The following is a 15,714-nucleotide window of genomic DNA, read 5'->3' as shown; positions in this document are numbered from 1 at the left end:
CCCTCGCAACGCGCGGAAATCGCACTACTATTGGCCGACGAGAACGTCCCGTCAGGACGTCGGGAAGGCGCAAGGGAAGGGAATGGCATGAGCGGCCGCGTCGAGGCAGGTCTGAGTGTGTTCGCCCTCGGTGCGTGGTTCGCCCTTTCCGGGCCGGCCGCCGCCTACACCGCCTACATCACCAACGAGAAGGGCAATTCGGTCAGCGTCATCGACACCGCCACGATGGCGGTCACCGGCACCTGGAAGGTGGGTCGGCGGCCGCGCGGCGTGACCGTGTCGAAGGACGGCAAGGAGCTGTTCGTCTGCGCCAGCGACGACGACCGCATCGACGTGCTCGACACCAGCTCCGGAAAGGTCGTGCGCTCCCTGCGGTCGGGCCCCGACCCGGAGCAGTTCATCCTCGATGCCTCGGGCAACCCGCTCTACGTGGCCAACGAGGACGACAGCCAAGTCACCATCATCGACATCGAGAAGAACAAGGTGCTGGCCGAGGTGCCGGTGGGTGTCGAGCCGGAGGGGATGGGCCTTTCGCCGGACGGGAAGATCCTCGTCAACACCTCCGAGACGACCAACATGGCCCACTTCATCGATACGAAGACCTTCCAGGTCATCGACAACGTGCTGGTGGATGCCAGGCCGCGCTTCGCGGAGTTCACCGCGGACGGCAAGTTCCTGTGGGTGTCGGCCGAGGTCGGCGGCACGGTCAGCGTGATCGACGTGGCGCAGCATCGGGTGATCAAGAAGATCACCTTCAAGATTCCGAGCGTGAACGACGAGGCGATCCAGCCGGTCGGCATCCGGATCACGAAGGACGGCAGCAAGGCGTTCGTGGCCCTCGGTCCGGCCAACCGCGTCGCCGTGATCGACGCCAAATCCTACGAGCTCGAGAAGTACCTGCCGGTGGGCCAGCGCGTCTGGCAGCTGGCCTTCACGCCGGACCAGAAGATGCTGTTCACCACGAACGGCACGTCGAACGACGTGTCGGTGATCGACGTGACCGCCGAGAAGGTGGTCAAGAGCATCCCGGTCGGCCTGTTGCCCTGGGGCGTGGCGATCTCACCGAACTGATCCGACGCGGCCTGCCCGCCGCAGTGAACGCGGGTCGCGGAACACGCGGCGCCGAGATTTGGGGAACGACAGGATGCGGATCTTTCGGATGGCGGCCCTCGCCTGCGCGGGGCTGCTCGCGGCCGGGCCGGCGCTGGCCCTGGACCTGACCAAGAAGCGCGAGAACCTGCCGGACCTCGTCCTGGGCGATGATCAGGGCAATGACTTCGCGGTCGAGAACAAGGACATCACCCTGGAGTCCGGGAAGGCCTACCGCCTGCGGATCGTCGCGAAGGGCCGTCAAGAATACAAGTTCTATGCTTCGGAGTTCTTCCGATATATCTGGTTCAATCAGATCGTGATCGAGCACAAGGAGATTCACGGCGGCGGCCCGCCCGACCATCTCGAGTTCGACGATCCCGGCGAGATCGCCATCGAGTTCGTCGCCATCAAGCCCGGCACCTACACCTGGGAGGCGCGGGGCCTGGAGTCGAAGGGCATGACCGGCACTCTGACGGTGAAGTGATGCGTGCATTCCTGATGGCTTCCTGCCTCGTCCTCGCGGGCCCCGCGCTCGCCGCCGACGATGCGTCCTCCTGCGCCGAGGGCATCACGATGATCCGCGACGCCCTCGCGCTGAACCCGCCCGAAACGGCTGTGCCCAAGCTCAGGAAGGCCCTGCGCGTCGCCGAGCGGGAGCAGAAGGAGGGCGAGTTCGACGAGTGCCTCGACGCGGTCGCCGACGCCCGGAAGGTGCTGGGACGATGAGCCCCGCGGGGACGCCGGCCCTCCAGGTGGAGCGGGTCGGCCACCGGTTCGGGGCGCGGGCTGCGCTGGACGACGTCTCGCTCGCGGTCGCGCGCGGGCGCTTCGCCGCGCTCCTCGGGCCCAACGGCGCCGGCAAGACCACGCTGTTCTCGGTGATCACGCGGCTCTACAACAATCAGACGGGACGCGTGGCGATCTTCGGCCACGCGCTCGACCGGGAGCCCTCCCGCGCCCTCGCTCGCCTCGGCGTGGTGTTCCAGGCCCGGACCCTCGATACCGATCTCACCGTCGAGCAGAACCTTCTCTACCACGCGAGCCTGCACGGGATCGCCCGCGCTGCAGGCAAGGCCCGCGTCGGCGTGCTGCTCGACCGGGTCGGTCTGGCGGACCGGCGCCACGACAAGGTCCGCACGCTCTCGGGCGGCCAGTCGCGCCGCATCGAGATCGCCCGCTCGCTGATCCACCGGCCCGACCTTCTGCTCCTCGACGAGCCGACCGTGGGCCTCGACCTCGAGTCGCGGGCCGACATCGTCGCGATCGTCCGCGCCCTGGTGCGCGAGGAAGGCCTCTCGGTGCTCTGGGCGACCCATATCTTCGAGGAGATCGACCCCGAGGACGATGCCGTCGTGCTCCACCGGGGGCGCATCGTGGCCCGCGGCCGAGCCGGCGCCATCGGCGCCCCGGGCGAGGCCTTGGCCGACGCGTTCCGCCGCATCGTGGCCGAGCCGGGGCGGGCCGCGGCATGAAAGCCGACGTGACCGCTCAGCGCATCGGCCGTCTGGACGCCGTCGGCTACCTCATCTGCCTCGGCGGCATCGTTCGCCGGGAACTGCTGCGCTTCTTCAATCAGAAGGAGCGGTTCTTCTCGGCGCTGGTCCGCCCGCTGGTCTGGCTGTTCATCTTCGCGGCGGGGTTCCGCAACACGTTGGGCGTGTCGATCGAGCCGCCCTACCAGACCTACGTCCTCTACGAGGCCTACGTCGTCCCCGGCCTCGCCGTGATGATCCAGCTGTTCAACGGCATGCAATCGTCCCTCTCGATGGTCTACGACCGCGAGGTCGGCTCGATGAAGGTGCTGCTGACCTCGCCCTATCCGCGCTGGCTGCTGCTGCTCGCCAAGCTGATCGCGGGCGTCGCGGTCTCCATCGTCCAGGCCTACGCGTTCCTCGCGGTCGCGTATTTCTGGGAGACCGACATCCCGCCCCTCGGCTACCTGACGGCACTCCCGGCTTTCCTGGCCACGGGGCTGATGCTCGGGGCGATCGGCCTGTTCCTGTCCTCGCTCGTGCGCCAGCTCGAGAATTTCGCGAGCGTGATGAACTTCGTGATCTTCCCGATGTTCTTCGCGTCCTCGGCGCTCTACCCGCTGTGGCGGATCCGGGAATCCTCCGAGACCCTGTACTGGATCTGCGAGTTGAACCCGTTCAGCCACGCGGTGCAGCTCGTCCGCTACGCCCTCTACGTCCAGTTCGAGCCGGTCGCCTGCGCGGTGGTGGTCGGTGTCGCACTCGCCTTCTTCGGCATGGCGGTGATCGCCTACGACCCCGGCCGCGGCATCATGGCCCGGCGGGGCGGGCCGCCCGGCGAGAACACCTGATGGAGTCCGTCCGATGAATCGTTCCGCCCTCTTCGGCCTCCTCGGCCTCGTTTCCCTGGTCCCGCCGGCCCTGGCGCAGCCCCGGCAGGATCCGGACTGGCCCTGTGTCCAGCGCAAGGTCGCCTCTCTGAGCCCTGGCCAGTTCTGGACCGGACCCGACATCGCAGCGGCCGGCGACTGGGGCAGCGACAACGACGCCGCGGTGCTGGCGCAGAAGATCGCCTCCCGGCGCACAGATCTGTCGGAGGTCGGACCGCTCCTCGACGCGTTCGTGAGCAAGCTCGGGACCGACAAGGACGCCAAGGACAAGGCGCTGACCCGCGTCTACGCGGGCGTCTTCGAGGTGCTTAACGGCGAGCGCGACAAGGTGATGAGCGGCATCGGCCGCTACGCGCAGGGTCAACGCCGGATGGCGGAGCGGATCCGCGACGAGGCCGACAAGATCAGCCAGGTCAAGGATGCTCCGAGCGCCTCGGACGCCACCGAACTGCCCAAGGACCAATCCGAGCTCGAGACGAAGTTCGCCTGGGACCGGCGCATCTTCCAAGAGCGCAGCCAGTCGCTCACCTACGTCTGCGAGGTGCCGCAGCTGCTGGAGCAGCGCCTCGGCGAACTCGCCCGGATGATTCAGTCCAAGCTCTGACCGTCCAGCGCTGCGGCGGTCGCTGCGATTGCCACATTCTCCCAAGGCGATTGCCGATCCGTCCCTAAGTGACTGAAAGTGCTAGCGAAACTGTTGCGGTTTGATCACGTCGCACCGTGATCGACCGTTCGATGCGGTAAATGCGGCGGAAACAGTGCGGTCGTGGTTCACGGCCGATTGTGTGCTTTCCCATCACCGGCCATGAGTGATCACAAGCTCGGCATTACCGAGCATGGGTATCGGGTCACGGGGGTTGGGAATGTCACTTCGCGCGTTGCGGAGCAGCTTGGTCGCGTCCGCATCGGTCCTCGCCGGAACGGTCCTGTCCGGCGCCGTGCAGGCTCAACAATCGGTGACGCTCGGCGAGATCAGCGTCGTCTCCACGTCGCCGGTCGGTTCGGGCGGCGGTACCTCGAGCCAGGCGCAGACGTTCAACGGTCCCGGCCCGGTCCCGCCCCTGGGATCCGTGCCGCCCACCGGCCTGACCCGCCTGCGCGGCAGCGAGCAGCCCCTCTACAAGATCCCCAGCACGGTTGAATCGGTCACCGCGAGCGACCTCGCGATCGATCAGGCCAACAACAATCTCGTCACCACGCTGGCCCGCCGCACCCCCGGCCTCAACATCTCGGACTCGCAAGGCAACAGCAACCGCGTCGACGTCACCTATCGCGGCTTCACGGCCTCGCCGGTGCAGGGCGTGCCGCAGGGGCTGGCCGTCTACCAGAACGGCGTGCGCATCAACGAGGCCTTCGGCGACGTCGTCAATTTCGACCTGATCCCGCAGCAGGCGATCCAGCGGATCGACGTGGTCACCGGCAACCCGGTCTTCGGCCTCAATGCGCTGGGCGGCGCGGTCAACATCCAGATGAAGAACGGTTTCACCTGGCAGGGCACCGAGATCGCCGCCTGGGGCGGCTCGGACGCCCGGACCGCCGGCTACCTGCAATACGGCAAGGTCGTCGACAATTGGAGCGTGTACTTTACGGGGGACGGGCTCAACGACCGCGGGTGGCGCTACGAGAGCCCGAGCACGATCGGCCGCCTCTACGGCGATATCGGCTACCGCTCGCAGGATTCGGAGTTCCACCTGATCGGCCTCGCGGCCCGCAGCTTCTTCGGCGCCGCCGCGGCGGCGCCGGTGGACTTCACCCACCGCGACCCGCGGGCGATCTTCACCTACCCGCAGACCACCGCCACCGAGGTCGGCACCCTGCAGCTCACCGGCCGCGTCGACGTCTCGCCGACGTGGGATCTCGCCGGCAACGCGTATTTCCGCCGCTTCAGCCAGACCTACATCGACGGCAACGACGGCAACTTCGAGAATTGCAGCACCCGGTCCAGCTTCCGCGGCAACCTCTGCTTCGAGGATGACGGGTTCAGCCCGGCTGCCGGCCAGTCGCAGCTCGCATTCCGCAACCAGTTCCTGATCCTGGGCCAGCAGAACCAGCGCGTCCCGTTCCGGGCGAACATCCCGTACGGCACGCTGGACACGACCCAGACCCAGGCGACCGGCTTCGGTGGCTCGCTCCAGGCCTCGAACCGCGACCGCGTGTTCGGCCTGCCCAACAGCTTCGTCGTCGGCGGCAGCATCGACGCGGCGAATTACTCGTTCAAGTCGTCCAGCACCCTGGGGGTCATCAATCCCGACTTGTCGATCACCACCAATCCGAACAACCTCTACTACGGCAACATCCCGGGCCTCGGCACGCCGCAGCTTCGGACCGCGGGAGCCCTCGGCATCGCCCCGAGCTCGGTCAACGGCTCGAACCTCTACATGGGTCTCTACACCCTCGACACGCTGGACGTGACGGATCGGCTGTCGCTGACGGCGGGTGCGCGCCTCAACTTCGCGCGCATCCAGAGCGAGGATCTCACCGGCTTCTCGCCGGACGTGACCGGGACGCACTACTTCAACAAGATCAACCCGGTGGCGGGCCTGACCTACCGCTTCTTCGACGCGCTGAACCTCTACGGCAGCTACTCGGAGTCGAACCGCGCCCCGACCCCTCTGGAACTGGCCTGTGCCAACCCGGACCGGCCGTGCCTCCTGCCGAACTCCCTGGTGGCCGATCCGCCGCTGAAACAGGTGACCGGGCGGACCTACGAGGTCGGCTTCCGCGGCCAGCTGCCCGATACCTATGACGGCGGGATCATCACCTACAAGATCGGCGCCTTCCGCACCGACCTGAGCAACGACATCCTGTCGCTGGCCACCCCCGGCAACACGGCCCGCGCGTACTTCGTCAACGTGCCGGCGACGCAGAGGCAGGGCATCGAGGTCGGTGGGGAGTACACGGCCGATTACCTGCGGGTCTACGCGAACTACGCCCTCGTGGATGCGACCTTCCAGTTCAACGGCACCCTGTCGTCGCCGAACAACCCATTGGCGGATGACGGCGCGATCGAATTGCGCAAGGGCAACATCGTGCCGCTGGTGCCGACCCACCAGTTCAAGGCCGGCTTCGACTACTCCGTGACGCCGGCCTGGCAGTTCGGCCTCTACCTGCAAGCCTTCTCGTCCTCCTACTTCCGCGGCGACGAGTCGAACCTGAACCGCAAGCTGCCGGCCTACTACACGCTGAATCTGCAGACGAAGTATCAGGTGACGAAGAATCTCGAGATCTTCGGCCTCATCACCAACCTGACCAACAACCGGTACGCGACGTTCGGCACCTTCGCGGAGCCCGGCCCGGTCGCCGGCAACCTGCGGATCAGCGATCCGCGGACCACGACCCTGGCGCAGCCCTTCTCGGTCTATGCCGGTGTCCGCTACGCCTTCGGGGCCGATCCGGTGCCGATGTCGCCGGAGCCGATCATCCGGAAGTACTGATCCCGACGGGGTCGCGATGCGGGCGCCTCCCGCGGCCTTCGGGCCGCGGCGGGGCGCCCGCGGCGTTTCGGCGCCGGTGCGGCCTCCTGTCTCGGGAACGGCGACGGGCGCCCGGCGTCTTTCCGGTAGTCGCTCTGTGCAGAGCCGCGCGGTCCCGCTTGTCGTGATCCGGCTCGCGCCACCCGACACCCTGGAGAAACGCCTCGATGATGTTCCGAATTGCCGTTGCAGCCCTGGCCCTTGCCGCAGCCACGCCGGCCCTGGCGACCCCGTGCTCCGACGAGGTGGACACGCTGCAGCGGCGGCTCGACAGTGCCGGCGCCGCGTCCGTGACCGGCACCACGCCCCCGGGCGGCCCGACCTCGTCGAACTCGCCGAAGGCGCTCGACAAGCCGCCGGCGCTGACCAAGTCGGACGCCGACGTGAAGCCGACGGCCTCGGGTGTGGAGGAAGCCAAGAAGCTGGTGGCCCAGGCGCGGCAGCAGGACAAGTCCGGTGACGCCCAGGGCTGCCGCGACACCATCATGAAGGCCAAGGAGAAGGCCGGCGCGCTGCCGTAGTTCCTTGACCGCGCGGCCGGCGCTCTGCCGGCCGCCGACGATCAATACGCGTTCTCGGTCTTCATCAGCGCGAACGGCGTGGTCAACAGGATCTGAAGGTCGAGCAGCACAGACCAGTTTTCAATATAGTACAGGTCGTGCTCCACGCGCCGCTGCAGCTTCTCGGACGTGTCGGTCTCGCCGCGCCAACCATTGACCTGCGCCCAGCCGGTGATGCCGGGCTTGACCTTGTGGCGGGCGAAGTAACCGTCGACGACCTGATCGTAGAGGGTGTTGGCGGCCTTCGCCTGAAGGGCGTGCGGCCGCGGGCCGACCAGCGACAGGTTGCCCTTGAGGACGTTGAACAGCTGCGGGAGCTCGTCCAGCGAGGTCTTGCGGATGAAGCGGCCCACCGGCGTGACCCGCGGATCGCCCCGGGTCACCATTCTGGCGGCCCCGGCATCGCACTGGTCCACGTACATCGAGCGGAACTTGTAGACCTCGATCAACTCGTTGTTGAAGCCGTGGCGTTTCTGCCGGAACAGAACGGGGCCCCGCGAGGTGAGCCGCACCGCCAGGGCGATGGCCAGCATGAGCGGCGACAGGGCAACCAGCATCATCAGCCCGACGCAGCGATCAAACAGCGCCTTTACCACCACGTCCCAGTCGGCGATCGGCTTGTCGAACACGTCGAGCACGGGGACCGAACCGAGATACGAGTAGCTGCGCGGGCGCAGGCGCAGCTTGGCGGCATGGGCCGACAGGCGGATGTCGATCGGCAGCACCCAGAGCTTGGCCAGCATCTGGAGGATGCGCGCCTCGGCGGTGATCGGGATGGTGAAGACGATCAGGTCCAGGCGGGCGTGCCGGGCATAGGCGACGAGGTCGTCGACGTTGCCGAGCTTGGGGTGGCCGCCGATCACGTCCGATGACCGGTCGGTGTTCCGGTCGTCGAAGACGCCAACGATGCGGATGCCGCTGTCGCTCTGGGTCTCCAGGGCAGCGATCAGGTCCTCGGCGGGCTTCCCGCCCCCCACGATGGCCGTACGGCGGTCGAAGCGGCCCGCCCGAGTCTGCCTGTCGATGACCGCGAACAGCACGAAGCGCCCGATCATCAAGGCGGCGAGCCCGGCCGCGAAGAACGCGGCGAGCCACAGGCGCGAGTAATGATCGGCCACCTTGGCGAGAACCAAGCCGGTGGCGACCATCAGGAAGGTCATCGACCACGCGGCGATCAGCCGGAGGGCGGTCTTAAAATAGGCGCGGAAGGCGCCGATCCGGTAGCCGCCGGCCGCCTGGATCAGCGCGACCGTGATCACGGTGATGAGCCCGATCGCGCCGGCGTAGGTCAGTCCGAAGGGTACACGGCCGCGCAGCATCATCAGGTGCAGCAGGGAGCCGAGGCTGAAGATCAGGGCGCTTTCGAGCGCCCGCACCAGCCCGGCCACCACCACCGGCGAGATCGCTGTCGGACCGGACACCGTCGTTTCGGCAAGCGGCACCGCCTCGGGGCGCACGGCGCTCAGCCGGGCCTCGGACGGCCCGGCCGCTTCCAGGAGATCGCGGATGTCGAACGCGCTCATCGATCGGCCTCTTCCGCGTCAACCGGCGGCTCTCTCGTCCGCAGAGTGGCACAGGGCGTTGTCGGAAGAATTAAAAGCGGGACGGCTGCGGCCATAACGGTCGCCGCCGCGCTTCCCAGACTTCACGTTTCCGTGGACCCGCTCAGGCGGTGCGCGGCCCTGCGATCCCGGGCGCTTCGACGGTGCGGGGGAGCTGTCGGGCCTGGAAGGCCGAGGCGTAACCGGCGATAACCTCGCTGCCCATTCGCTCCAGCGAGAAGCGCTGTCGGATCGACGCGCTGAGGGCGTGGACCCGGGCCGAGAGTACGTCAGGCGCATCGTCCAGGACACGCCGGATGCCTTCCGCCAAGGCTTCCGGCTCCCGGGCGGGTACGAGATCGCCGGCGGCCGGACCGAAGATCTCTGGTATGCCGCCAACCCGCGTCGCCACGAGGGGCTGCGCCGCGGCCGCGGCTTCCAGCACCACGTAGGGCAGCGACTCCGCCAGCGAGGGGACCACCAGGATCCGCCCGCGGGCAAGCACCGACCGGATCGCCTGTGGAGGCTCGAAGGCCACCGCATCCGCCAGTCCCATCCGCTCGACGGTCTGCCGCAGGATCTCCGCGTCCGGTCCCGAACCCACCATCAGCAGGCGCAGCGTCCGACCTTCGGCGCGCAGGCGCACCAGGGCTTCGAGCAGGTAGGGGAGGCCCTTCGCTTCGCGCAGTTCGCCGACATACAAGAGATCGAAGGGATCCTCGACGCGCTCGACCGGCGCGAACTCCGCCTCGGCGATGCCGTTGTGCACGATGCGCGTCACGCGCTCGGGTCCACCCACGAACGATTGGTGGCGTCCGGCGACGTACTCGCTCTCGAACAGGAAGGCGTCGGTGCGGCGGGCGAGCACGGCCTCCGCGGCCATGTAGAGGCGGTGGATCGGACTGCCGGGGCGATAATTGTAGCTGCCACCGTGCGGGGTATAGGCGCGGATCGCGGAGGCCGCCGACGCGAGGCGCGCATAGGCGCCGCCCTTCGCCCCGTGACCGTGGATGACCTCGGCGCCCACCGTCGCGGCGCGCTTGCTGACGGCGCGCAGGCATGACCAGTCGGAGGCATGCGGGTTGCGGCGCATGGGGATCCGGATGAGGCCGAGTTCCAGATACGGCATCAGGTCCGCCAGGGCCCGCTCGCCGCGTTCGCCGCCGGTGGTGGAGTCGCAGACAATGCCGACGGCATGCCCGGCCGCGGCCTGGAGGCGGGCTAGATCCATGACATGGCGAAACAATCCGCCGACAGGCGCGCGGAAGACGTGAAGAATTCGGTAACGATGAATATTTCGGGTATCGTTTGTCTTGGCGATCACGGTATCGCTCCCGGGAAGATCAGTCCCGAAAGTCTTGACGCAGCGACCGTCGCGGGGAACTTAAAATCAATCGTACCGGCCCGACCTTTTGATCAAGACGGTAACTGGAATTCGAATCGATCAAATCCGTCTTATGTCGTCGTCAATCCGTTAAGGCTGGCCCAAATGGTTCCGTAGTGGCACGCCGTGGCGGCGAGGACGAAGCCGTGCCAGATGGCGTTCTGGAACGGCAGCGTCCGCCAGACGTGGAACAGGACGCCGATCGAGTAGAGCCCCCCGCCGATGGCGAGGAGCCAGAGGGCAGTCGGCTGCAGGGTGGCGATGACGGACTCGTACGCGAAGAGGCCGCTCCAGCCGAGCATCAGGTAGAGGACGATCGAGAGGCGGTCGAAGCGTCCTGGAAGGAACAGCTTCACGGCGATCCCGACCAAGGCCACCGCCCAGATCACGGCGAGTAGGCCGTAGGCACGGCTTCCGGAACCCACCAGGGCGACGAGCGGCGTGTAGGTCCCCGCGATCATCAGATAGATGAGGGCGTGGTCGGCCCGCCGCAGCAGCCATTTGCGCGGGCTGACCGGGTACAGGTTGTACAGAGCGGATACGCCGAGCATCAGGACCAGCGCCGTGGCGTAGACCACCACCGCCGCCCGCTCGCCCGGCCCGAGATGTGCCGTCGCCGCCGTCGTGACGAGCGCGACCGCACCGGCGAGGCCCAGCACGACCCCGAGACCGTGGATCACGCCATCCGCCATGATCTCCCGGGGCGTGTAATGCCAGGTCAGGGAGATCGGTCGACCATCCTCCGCGAGAGACATCTTGAAGCCTCCTGCAACGCGTGCAGCTTAAAGCTTGAGATGTCTTGATCGTTCCACGTGGAGAGTGCTGAGCGGAGTTATCCCAAAGTTTCTAGGTGGTCGGCACGGGATTCCTGCACTGCCACAACCTTGATGCAGCGCCAAAACGCCTAGGTGCCCTGTACGGCCAGCCCCTCGAAGCCGAAGGGCACTGCCGCGGCGACCGGCTTTAGGCGGCCGGTCCCGCGGCTCAGTCGCGCATGGACGGTGGCCATCGTCAGCACAGCCATCGCGAGAACCTGATGGGCGAGGGCGGCCCAGAGGGGCACGCCGAGCAGGAGCGTCGTGATGCCCAGGACGACCTGCAGGAGGACGAGAAACGCCACGCCGCCCGCCCGTCCGGCCGTCCCACGGGAGCCGGTGAGCCGCGCGTCGATGGCGTGCAGCAGCGCCACGACGATCACCAGATAGGCGGCCACCCGGTGGTCGAACTGGACGAGGGTGTGGTTGTCCACGAAGTTCTCGATCCATGGGCGGATCGCGAACAGCGCCTCGGCCGGCGGCACGAGATATCCGTTCATCGTCGGCCACGTGTTGTAGACGAGACCCGCATGGGATCCGGCGACGAGACCGCCGAGAAAGATCTGAACGAGAACGAGGATCGGCAGAACCGATGCCGTGACGCGCAGGCGTGCCGGAGCCGCAGCGGAGACGCCGCCGCGCTCGCCCGCCGCCAGCCAGACCAGGCCGGCCAGGATCAGGCTGGCGGTGGTGAGGTGCAGGGCCAGCTTGATCGGTGCCACCGCGGTCATGCCGGGTTGAAGGCCGGAGGCCACCATGATCCAGCCGATGGCGCCCTGCAGGCCGCCGAGCAGGCCGAGCCCGAGGAGCCCGAGCCCGAGACGACGAGAGATCTGCCCCTGCCACCAGAACAGGATGAGCGGCAGGAAGAAGACGAGGCCGATGATCCGGCCGAGGAGGCGATGTCCCCATTCCCAGCCGTACAGGACCTTGAACGCGGACAATCCCATGCCCTGGTTCAGGATGGCGTACTGGGGCGTGTCCTTGTACTTGGCGAACTCGGCGGCCCAATCAGCCTCGGAGAGCGGGGGCAGGGCACCCGTGACCGGACGCCACTCCGTGATAGACAAGCCGGATCCGGTGAGCCGCGTTGCGCCGCCGACCGCCACCATGGCGACCACCAGGGCCGCGACCACGTAGAGCCAGGTCCGCACCCACGATTGCCGGTCGCCCGCGCCGCCGATGACCATCCGCATCCCTTCCGCATCGGCCGGGACAGCCGGCCGGTGCGACCGGGTTAGGGGATGCGCGCCGCGCCAGCAACGTCGGCGGCGCCGCAGCCCGCGGCCATGCGCGCGTTGCCAAGTCGAAAGAGGGGCGATAGCGGTCGGCCCTCAGCGTCCCCGGGATCCTCCATGCGCCGCCGCACCCGTACCCTGATCGGCACCCTCACGATCCTGGCCTTCGTGTGCGTCTACGGGCCGCTCGCCATGGCGCTGGCCGACAGCCGCATCTCCGAGACGCCCGCGGTGGTTCAGGCGGTGCTCTACTCGATCCTCGGGATCGTCTGGATCTTCCCGCTGATGCCGCTGATCCGCTGGATGGAACGGGCGGACCCCTGACGCGGACCCTCGATTTCGCCGCACTCCGGCGCCACAAGCCGGCGAGCCCGCCGCCGAGATCGAGCCTCCGTGTATCCTTCGCTCATGCGCCTGACGCCCCTGGTCGCCTTCGTCGCGCTGCTGGCCCCGTTGCCGGCCCTGGCGCAGGGAACGCCCCGCTCGATCGGCGAGTGCGAGAGGCTGAAGAACGACCTCGCCTACAATCAGTGCCTCGCGATGTTCGGACCCGCGGCCAAGAACGTGGCGGGCGGCTACGCGTCGGCCGACATCGCTTCAGCCCCGGCAGCCGCCATGGCGGAGCCGATCCCGCAGGTCGACGAGACGGCCGAAGTCAGTACGGGCCGGCGGCGGCGCTATCGGTCGAGCCGCGGCCGGCAATACGCGTCGTTCTCCACTGGATACCGTCACCGTCGGCGGCGCTGACGCGTCAGGCGACGTTGAGGCGTCGGCCCCGGTTCCACGCCAGGAACGGCACGCCGGAGAGCAGACCGGCCAGCGCCGCGCGCGACTGGTGGCATCCGTTCACCGACACCCGCGGCAACGCGTGCAGGTGGCCCACATGCTCGGCGAAGAGGTGGCCGGGCCGGGTGGTCACCGCGGTGGCGAAATCCATGTCGCGGGCCAGCGCGAACTCCCTCGGCCCCGCCGAGCCCGGGTCGCCCACCGGATAGGACAGGTGGCGGACCGGACGACCCAGTTCCGCCTCGATGCGCGCGCGGCCCGACGCGATCTCGCGGGCTGCCACCGCCGCGTCGTGCTTGGCCAGCATCGGATGGCTGACCGTGTGGGCGCCGAGCGTCACGGCAGGATCGCGGGCGAGATCGCGCAGCTCCGACCAGGACAGGCACAGTTCGGAGGCGATCTGACCGGGCGCGAAGCCGGCCTGACGGCAGAGGTCGGCGATACCGCCGAGAAGCTCGGCCTCGCCGCCGCCGCGCAGGTCGCGGTAGACGGCGTCGAAGGCGATCGCCTTCTCCTGCGGGCTGCGCGCAGGCAGATCGAGGCTGCGCGACCCGATGGCGATACGCACCCGGTCGAGACGCGCGATGGCACGCTCGAGTTCGATCCACCAGAGGCGGCCGGTCTGGTCCGCGAAGGCGCTGGTGACGAACAGGGTCCAGGGGGCCCCGTGGCGCCTCAGGACCGGCCGCGCGTGCTCGACGTTGTCGCGGTACCCGTCATCGAAGGTCAGCACCGCGAAGGGCGGCGCATAATCGCCCTGAGCGAGGCGCTCCGGCACCGCGTCGAGGCCGATCACCTCGAAGCCGCGGGCGTCGAGCTCGCGCAGCGTCAGGTCGAGGAAGTCGGGGGTGATGCCGAGCAGCCGGTTCGGCGCGAAAGCCGGCGCAGGCTGCGGGCTGACATGGTGGAAGGTGAGGATCACGCCGAGACCGCGCGCCGCCGGCGCCAGCCAGCGATCCGCGCGGAGAGCCTGGATGGCGCGGAATCCGGACGCGAAGACCCGATGCTTGGTGCGCGACGACAGCATGGTCCTGAACCGATCGGGCCTCGGACCCGGATCGGCGCAGCCTGCGCGCGGCGGGTTAAAGAAACTCGAAGGGCGCCGGACGGCGGCAGGAATTCCGGAAGGATATGTTAGCCAACCCGGAGCTTTCCCGGGGGTTTGCCGCGGTGGTGCCGCGCCGAAGACGGTTGAGGTCACGGGCTGTTCAGTCGCCGACCTCCAAGTTGCGGCCTCGACGGTGGATCGCGTGCGATCCGGAGGAGTCCAGGACCATGGCGGTCGGCGCGCAGATATCGGGAACGGGCATGATCGACGCGCGAGCGAGCGGCGCGCTGGTCGCCGAGGTCCTTCCCGGAATGGCGGCGGCCGAGGCGGTCTGGCGCCGGATCGAGGCGGATCCGGCGAGCCTCCAGACGCCGTACCAGCGTTTCGACTGGGTGATGGCCTATCTGCGCGCGACCGGTGACTTCGACCGGGCCTGCGTGGTGATCCTGCGGGACCAGGACGGTCGGGCGCGTCTCCTGCTGCCGCTGATCGTGCAGCGGACGTACGGGCTCCGGATCGCCCGGACTGTGGGCGACACCCACGCGAACTACCACATGCCCCTCTTCGCCACCCGCGACGCGGCGGCGATCCCACACGGTGCGATCCTGGCGGCCCTGATCCGCGCCGGTCGTTCGGCCGGCATCGACCTCTACGCCCTCCCGCATCAGCCGCGGATGTGGGACGGCGCGGCCAATCCCCTGGCGGCGACCGGCGAGCCGGAGGCCAGCGATGGCTACGGGCTGATGCTCGGGCCGGACCCGGACGCGACGGTACGCCGGGTCTTCAGCGCGGATGCCCGCAAGAAGCTGCGCTCGAAGGAGAAGCGCCTCGTCGAGGCGAAGGGCGCGCTCGTCTTCCGGCGTGCAGAGTCGGCCGAGGAGGCCGCGCGGTTCCTAGGGGCGTTCTACGCCCAGAAGGCGGCCCGCTTCGCCGGCATGGGCATCGCCGATCCCTATGCCGAACCGACCATCCGCGCCTTCCTGGGGGCGGCGACCGCCGGTCCAGATCCCGCGGTCGAGATGTACGCGCTCTGCCTCGCCGAGAGCGGGCGCGTTCTCGCGACCTTCGGCGGGGCCGTGAGCGAGCGCCGTTTCAGCGGGATGATGACCGCCTTCGATGCCGATCCGGAGGTTTCCCGGTTCAGCCCCGGCGACCTCCTTTTGCAGCATCTCGTCCACGACCAGACCGCGCGGTGCCGGAAGGGCTTCGACCTCGGTGTCGGCGAGGCGCGCTACAAGGCCAGCATCTGCGACGAGACCATCGGCTTGGTGGAGACCCTCGTGCCAGTGAGCCCGCCGGGCCGCGCCTACGGGGCGCTCCGCCGGGGCTTCACCCGCGCCAAGCGGCGCATCAAGAGGGATCCGCGCCTCTACGCCGCCCTCCAGCGGCTGCGGAAGCTGCGCCGTCCGTGATGT

16 protein-coding genes are annotated in these 15,714 nt (G+C 68.3%); 11 read left to right on the top strand and 5 right to left on the bottom strand.

The features are described from left to right. Positions 1 to 87 precede the first annotated feature (87 nt). The 8 genes from MFF58_RS04050 (at position 88) to MFF58_RS04015 (ending at position 7,448) form a co-directional block, all read left to right on the top strand. On the top strand, positions 88 to 1,071 hold the full coding sequence (locus MFF58_RS04050; RefSeq protein WP_238285523.1) for a YVTN family beta-propeller repeat protein: 984 nt from the start codon (positions 88 to 90) through the stop codon (positions 1,069 to 1,071). A 73-nt stretch (positions 1,072 to 1,144) separates the two neighbouring features. Next, complete coding sequence (locus tag MFF58_RS04045) at positions 1,145 to 1,576, top strand: cupredoxin domain-containing protein (protein ID WP_238285522.1); 432 nt, start codon at positions 1,145 to 1,147, stop codon at positions 1,574 to 1,576. Next, positions 1,576 to 1,818: a hypothetical protein gene (locus MFF58_RS04040; protein ID WP_238285521.1), complete on the top strand. Its 243-nt coding sequence runs from the start codon at positions 1,576 to 1,578 to the stop codon at positions 1,816 to 1,818. The genes MFF58_RS04045 and MFF58_RS04040 overlap by 1 nt, the downstream gene beginning before the upstream one ends. Then, positions 1,815 to 2,564 carry a lanthanide ABC transporter ATP-binding protein PedB/LutE gene (gene pedB / locus MFF58_RS04035; RefSeq protein ID WP_238285520.1) on the top strand — a complete coding sequence of 250 codons (750 nt, stop codon included), beginning with the start codon at positions 1,815 to 1,817 and terminating at the stop codon, positions 2,562 to 2,564. Before MFF58_RS04040 ends, pedB begins: the two co-directional genes overlap by 4 nt. Further along, entirely contained in the window at positions 2,561 to 3,415 is an 855-nt protein-coding gene (gene pedC, locus MFF58_RS04030; RefSeq protein ID WP_238285519.1) for a lanthanide ABC transporter permease protein PedC, read from the top strand. Before pedB ends, pedC begins: the two co-directional genes overlap by 4 nt. A 13-nt stretch (positions 3,416 to 3,428) precedes the next feature. Beyond that, positions 3,429 to 4,058 (top strand): hypothetical protein, encoded by a 630-nt coding sequence (locus tag MFF58_RS04025; RefSeq protein WP_238285518.1) that lies wholly within the window; start codon positions 3,429 to 3,431, stop codon positions 4,056 to 4,058. A 259-nt stretch (positions 4,059 to 4,317) separates the two neighbouring features. Further along, complete coding sequence (locus tag MFF58_RS04020) at positions 4,318 to 6,888, top strand: TonB-dependent receptor (protein ID WP_238285517.1); 2,571 nt, start codon at positions 4,318 to 4,320, stop codon at positions 6,886 to 6,888. Positions 6,889 to 7,094: 206 nt separating this feature from the next. Beyond that, the gene (locus MFF58_RS04015; RefSeq protein ID WP_238285516.1) at positions 7,095 to 7,448 is read left to right on the top strand and encodes a hypothetical protein; all 354 of its coding nucleotides are present in this window, start codon (positions 7,095 to 7,097) and stop codon (positions 7,446 to 7,448) included. A 41-nt stretch (positions 7,449 to 7,489) separates the two neighbouring features. Here the strand turns inward: MFF58_RS04015 and MFF58_RS04010 are convergent, their stop codons facing one another. From MFF58_RS04010 to MFF58_RS03995, 4 genes are all read right to left on the bottom strand, one after another. Then, positions 7,490 to 9,010 carry an undecaprenyl-phosphate glucose phosphotransferase gene (locus MFF58_RS04010; protein WP_238285514.1) on the bottom strand — a complete coding sequence of 507 codons (1,521 nt, stop codon included), beginning with the start codon at positions 9,008 to 9,010 and terminating at the stop codon, positions 7,490 to 7,492. 142 nt (positions 9,011 to 9,152) lie between these two features. Then, entirely contained in the window at positions 9,153 to 10,352 is a 1,200-nt protein-coding gene (locus tag MFF58_RS04005) for a glycosyltransferase family 4 protein (RefSeq protein ID WP_238285512.1), read from the bottom strand. Positions 10,353 to 10,483: 131 nt separating this feature from the next. Beyond that, positions 10,484 to 11,167 carry a PAQR family membrane homeostasis protein TrhA gene (trhA, locus tag MFF58_RS04000; protein WP_238285511.1) on the bottom strand — a complete coding sequence of 228 codons (684 nt, stop codon included), beginning with the start codon at positions 11,165 to 11,167 and terminating at the stop codon, positions 10,484 to 10,486. Between the two features lie 149 nt (positions 11,168 to 11,316). Further along, positions 11,317 to 12,417: a COX15/CtaA family protein gene (locus tag MFF58_RS03995; RefSeq protein WP_238285707.1), complete on the bottom strand. Its 1,101-nt coding sequence runs from the start codon at positions 12,415 to 12,417 to the stop codon at positions 11,317 to 11,319. A gap of 165 nt (positions 12,418 to 12,582) precedes the next feature. On the opposite strand from MFF58_RS03995, the gene MFF58_RS03990 reads away from it, so the two are divergent. Further along, positions 12,583 to 12,789, top strand: coding sequence for a DUF2842 domain-containing protein (locus MFF58_RS03990; RefSeq protein ID WP_238285510.1), 207 nt, complete (start codon positions 12,583 to 12,585; stop codon positions 12,787 to 12,789). Between the two features lie 84 nt (positions 12,790 to 12,873). After that, positions 12,874 to 13,212, top strand: coding sequence for a hypothetical protein (locus MFF58_RS03985; RefSeq protein ID WP_238285706.1), 339 nt, complete (start codon positions 12,874 to 12,876; stop codon positions 13,210 to 13,212). A gap of 4 nt (positions 13,213 to 13,216) precedes the next feature. On the opposite strand, the gene MFF58_RS03980 is transcribed toward MFF58_RS03985, so the two are convergent. Then, a complete protein-coding gene (locus MFF58_RS03980; protein WP_238285508.1) occupies positions 13,217 to 14,278 on the bottom strand; it encodes a polysaccharide deacetylase family protein in 1,062 nt (353 codons plus the stop codon). Positions 14,279 to 14,526: 248 nt separating this feature from the next. Here MFF58_RS03980 and MFF58_RS03975 point away from each other — a divergent pair, with 248 nt between their 5' ends. Then, positions 14,527 to 15,711, top strand: a complete 1,185-nt coding sequence (locus tag MFF58_RS03975; RefSeq protein ID WP_238285507.1) for a GNAT family N-acetyltransferase — start codon at positions 14,527 to 14,529, stop codon at positions 15,709 to 15,711. Positions 15,712 to 15,714: the final 3 nt, after the last annotated feature.

The sequence above is a fragment of the Methylobacterium longum genome (assembly GCF_022179385.1).
Taxonomy (GTDB): domain Bacteria; phylum Pseudomonadota; class Alphaproteobacteria; order Rhizobiales; family Beijerinckiaceae; genus Methylobacterium; species Methylobacterium longum.
Note: the sequence above shows the minus strand (reverse complement) of the source record. Positions and strands in the feature narration are given on the sequence as shown.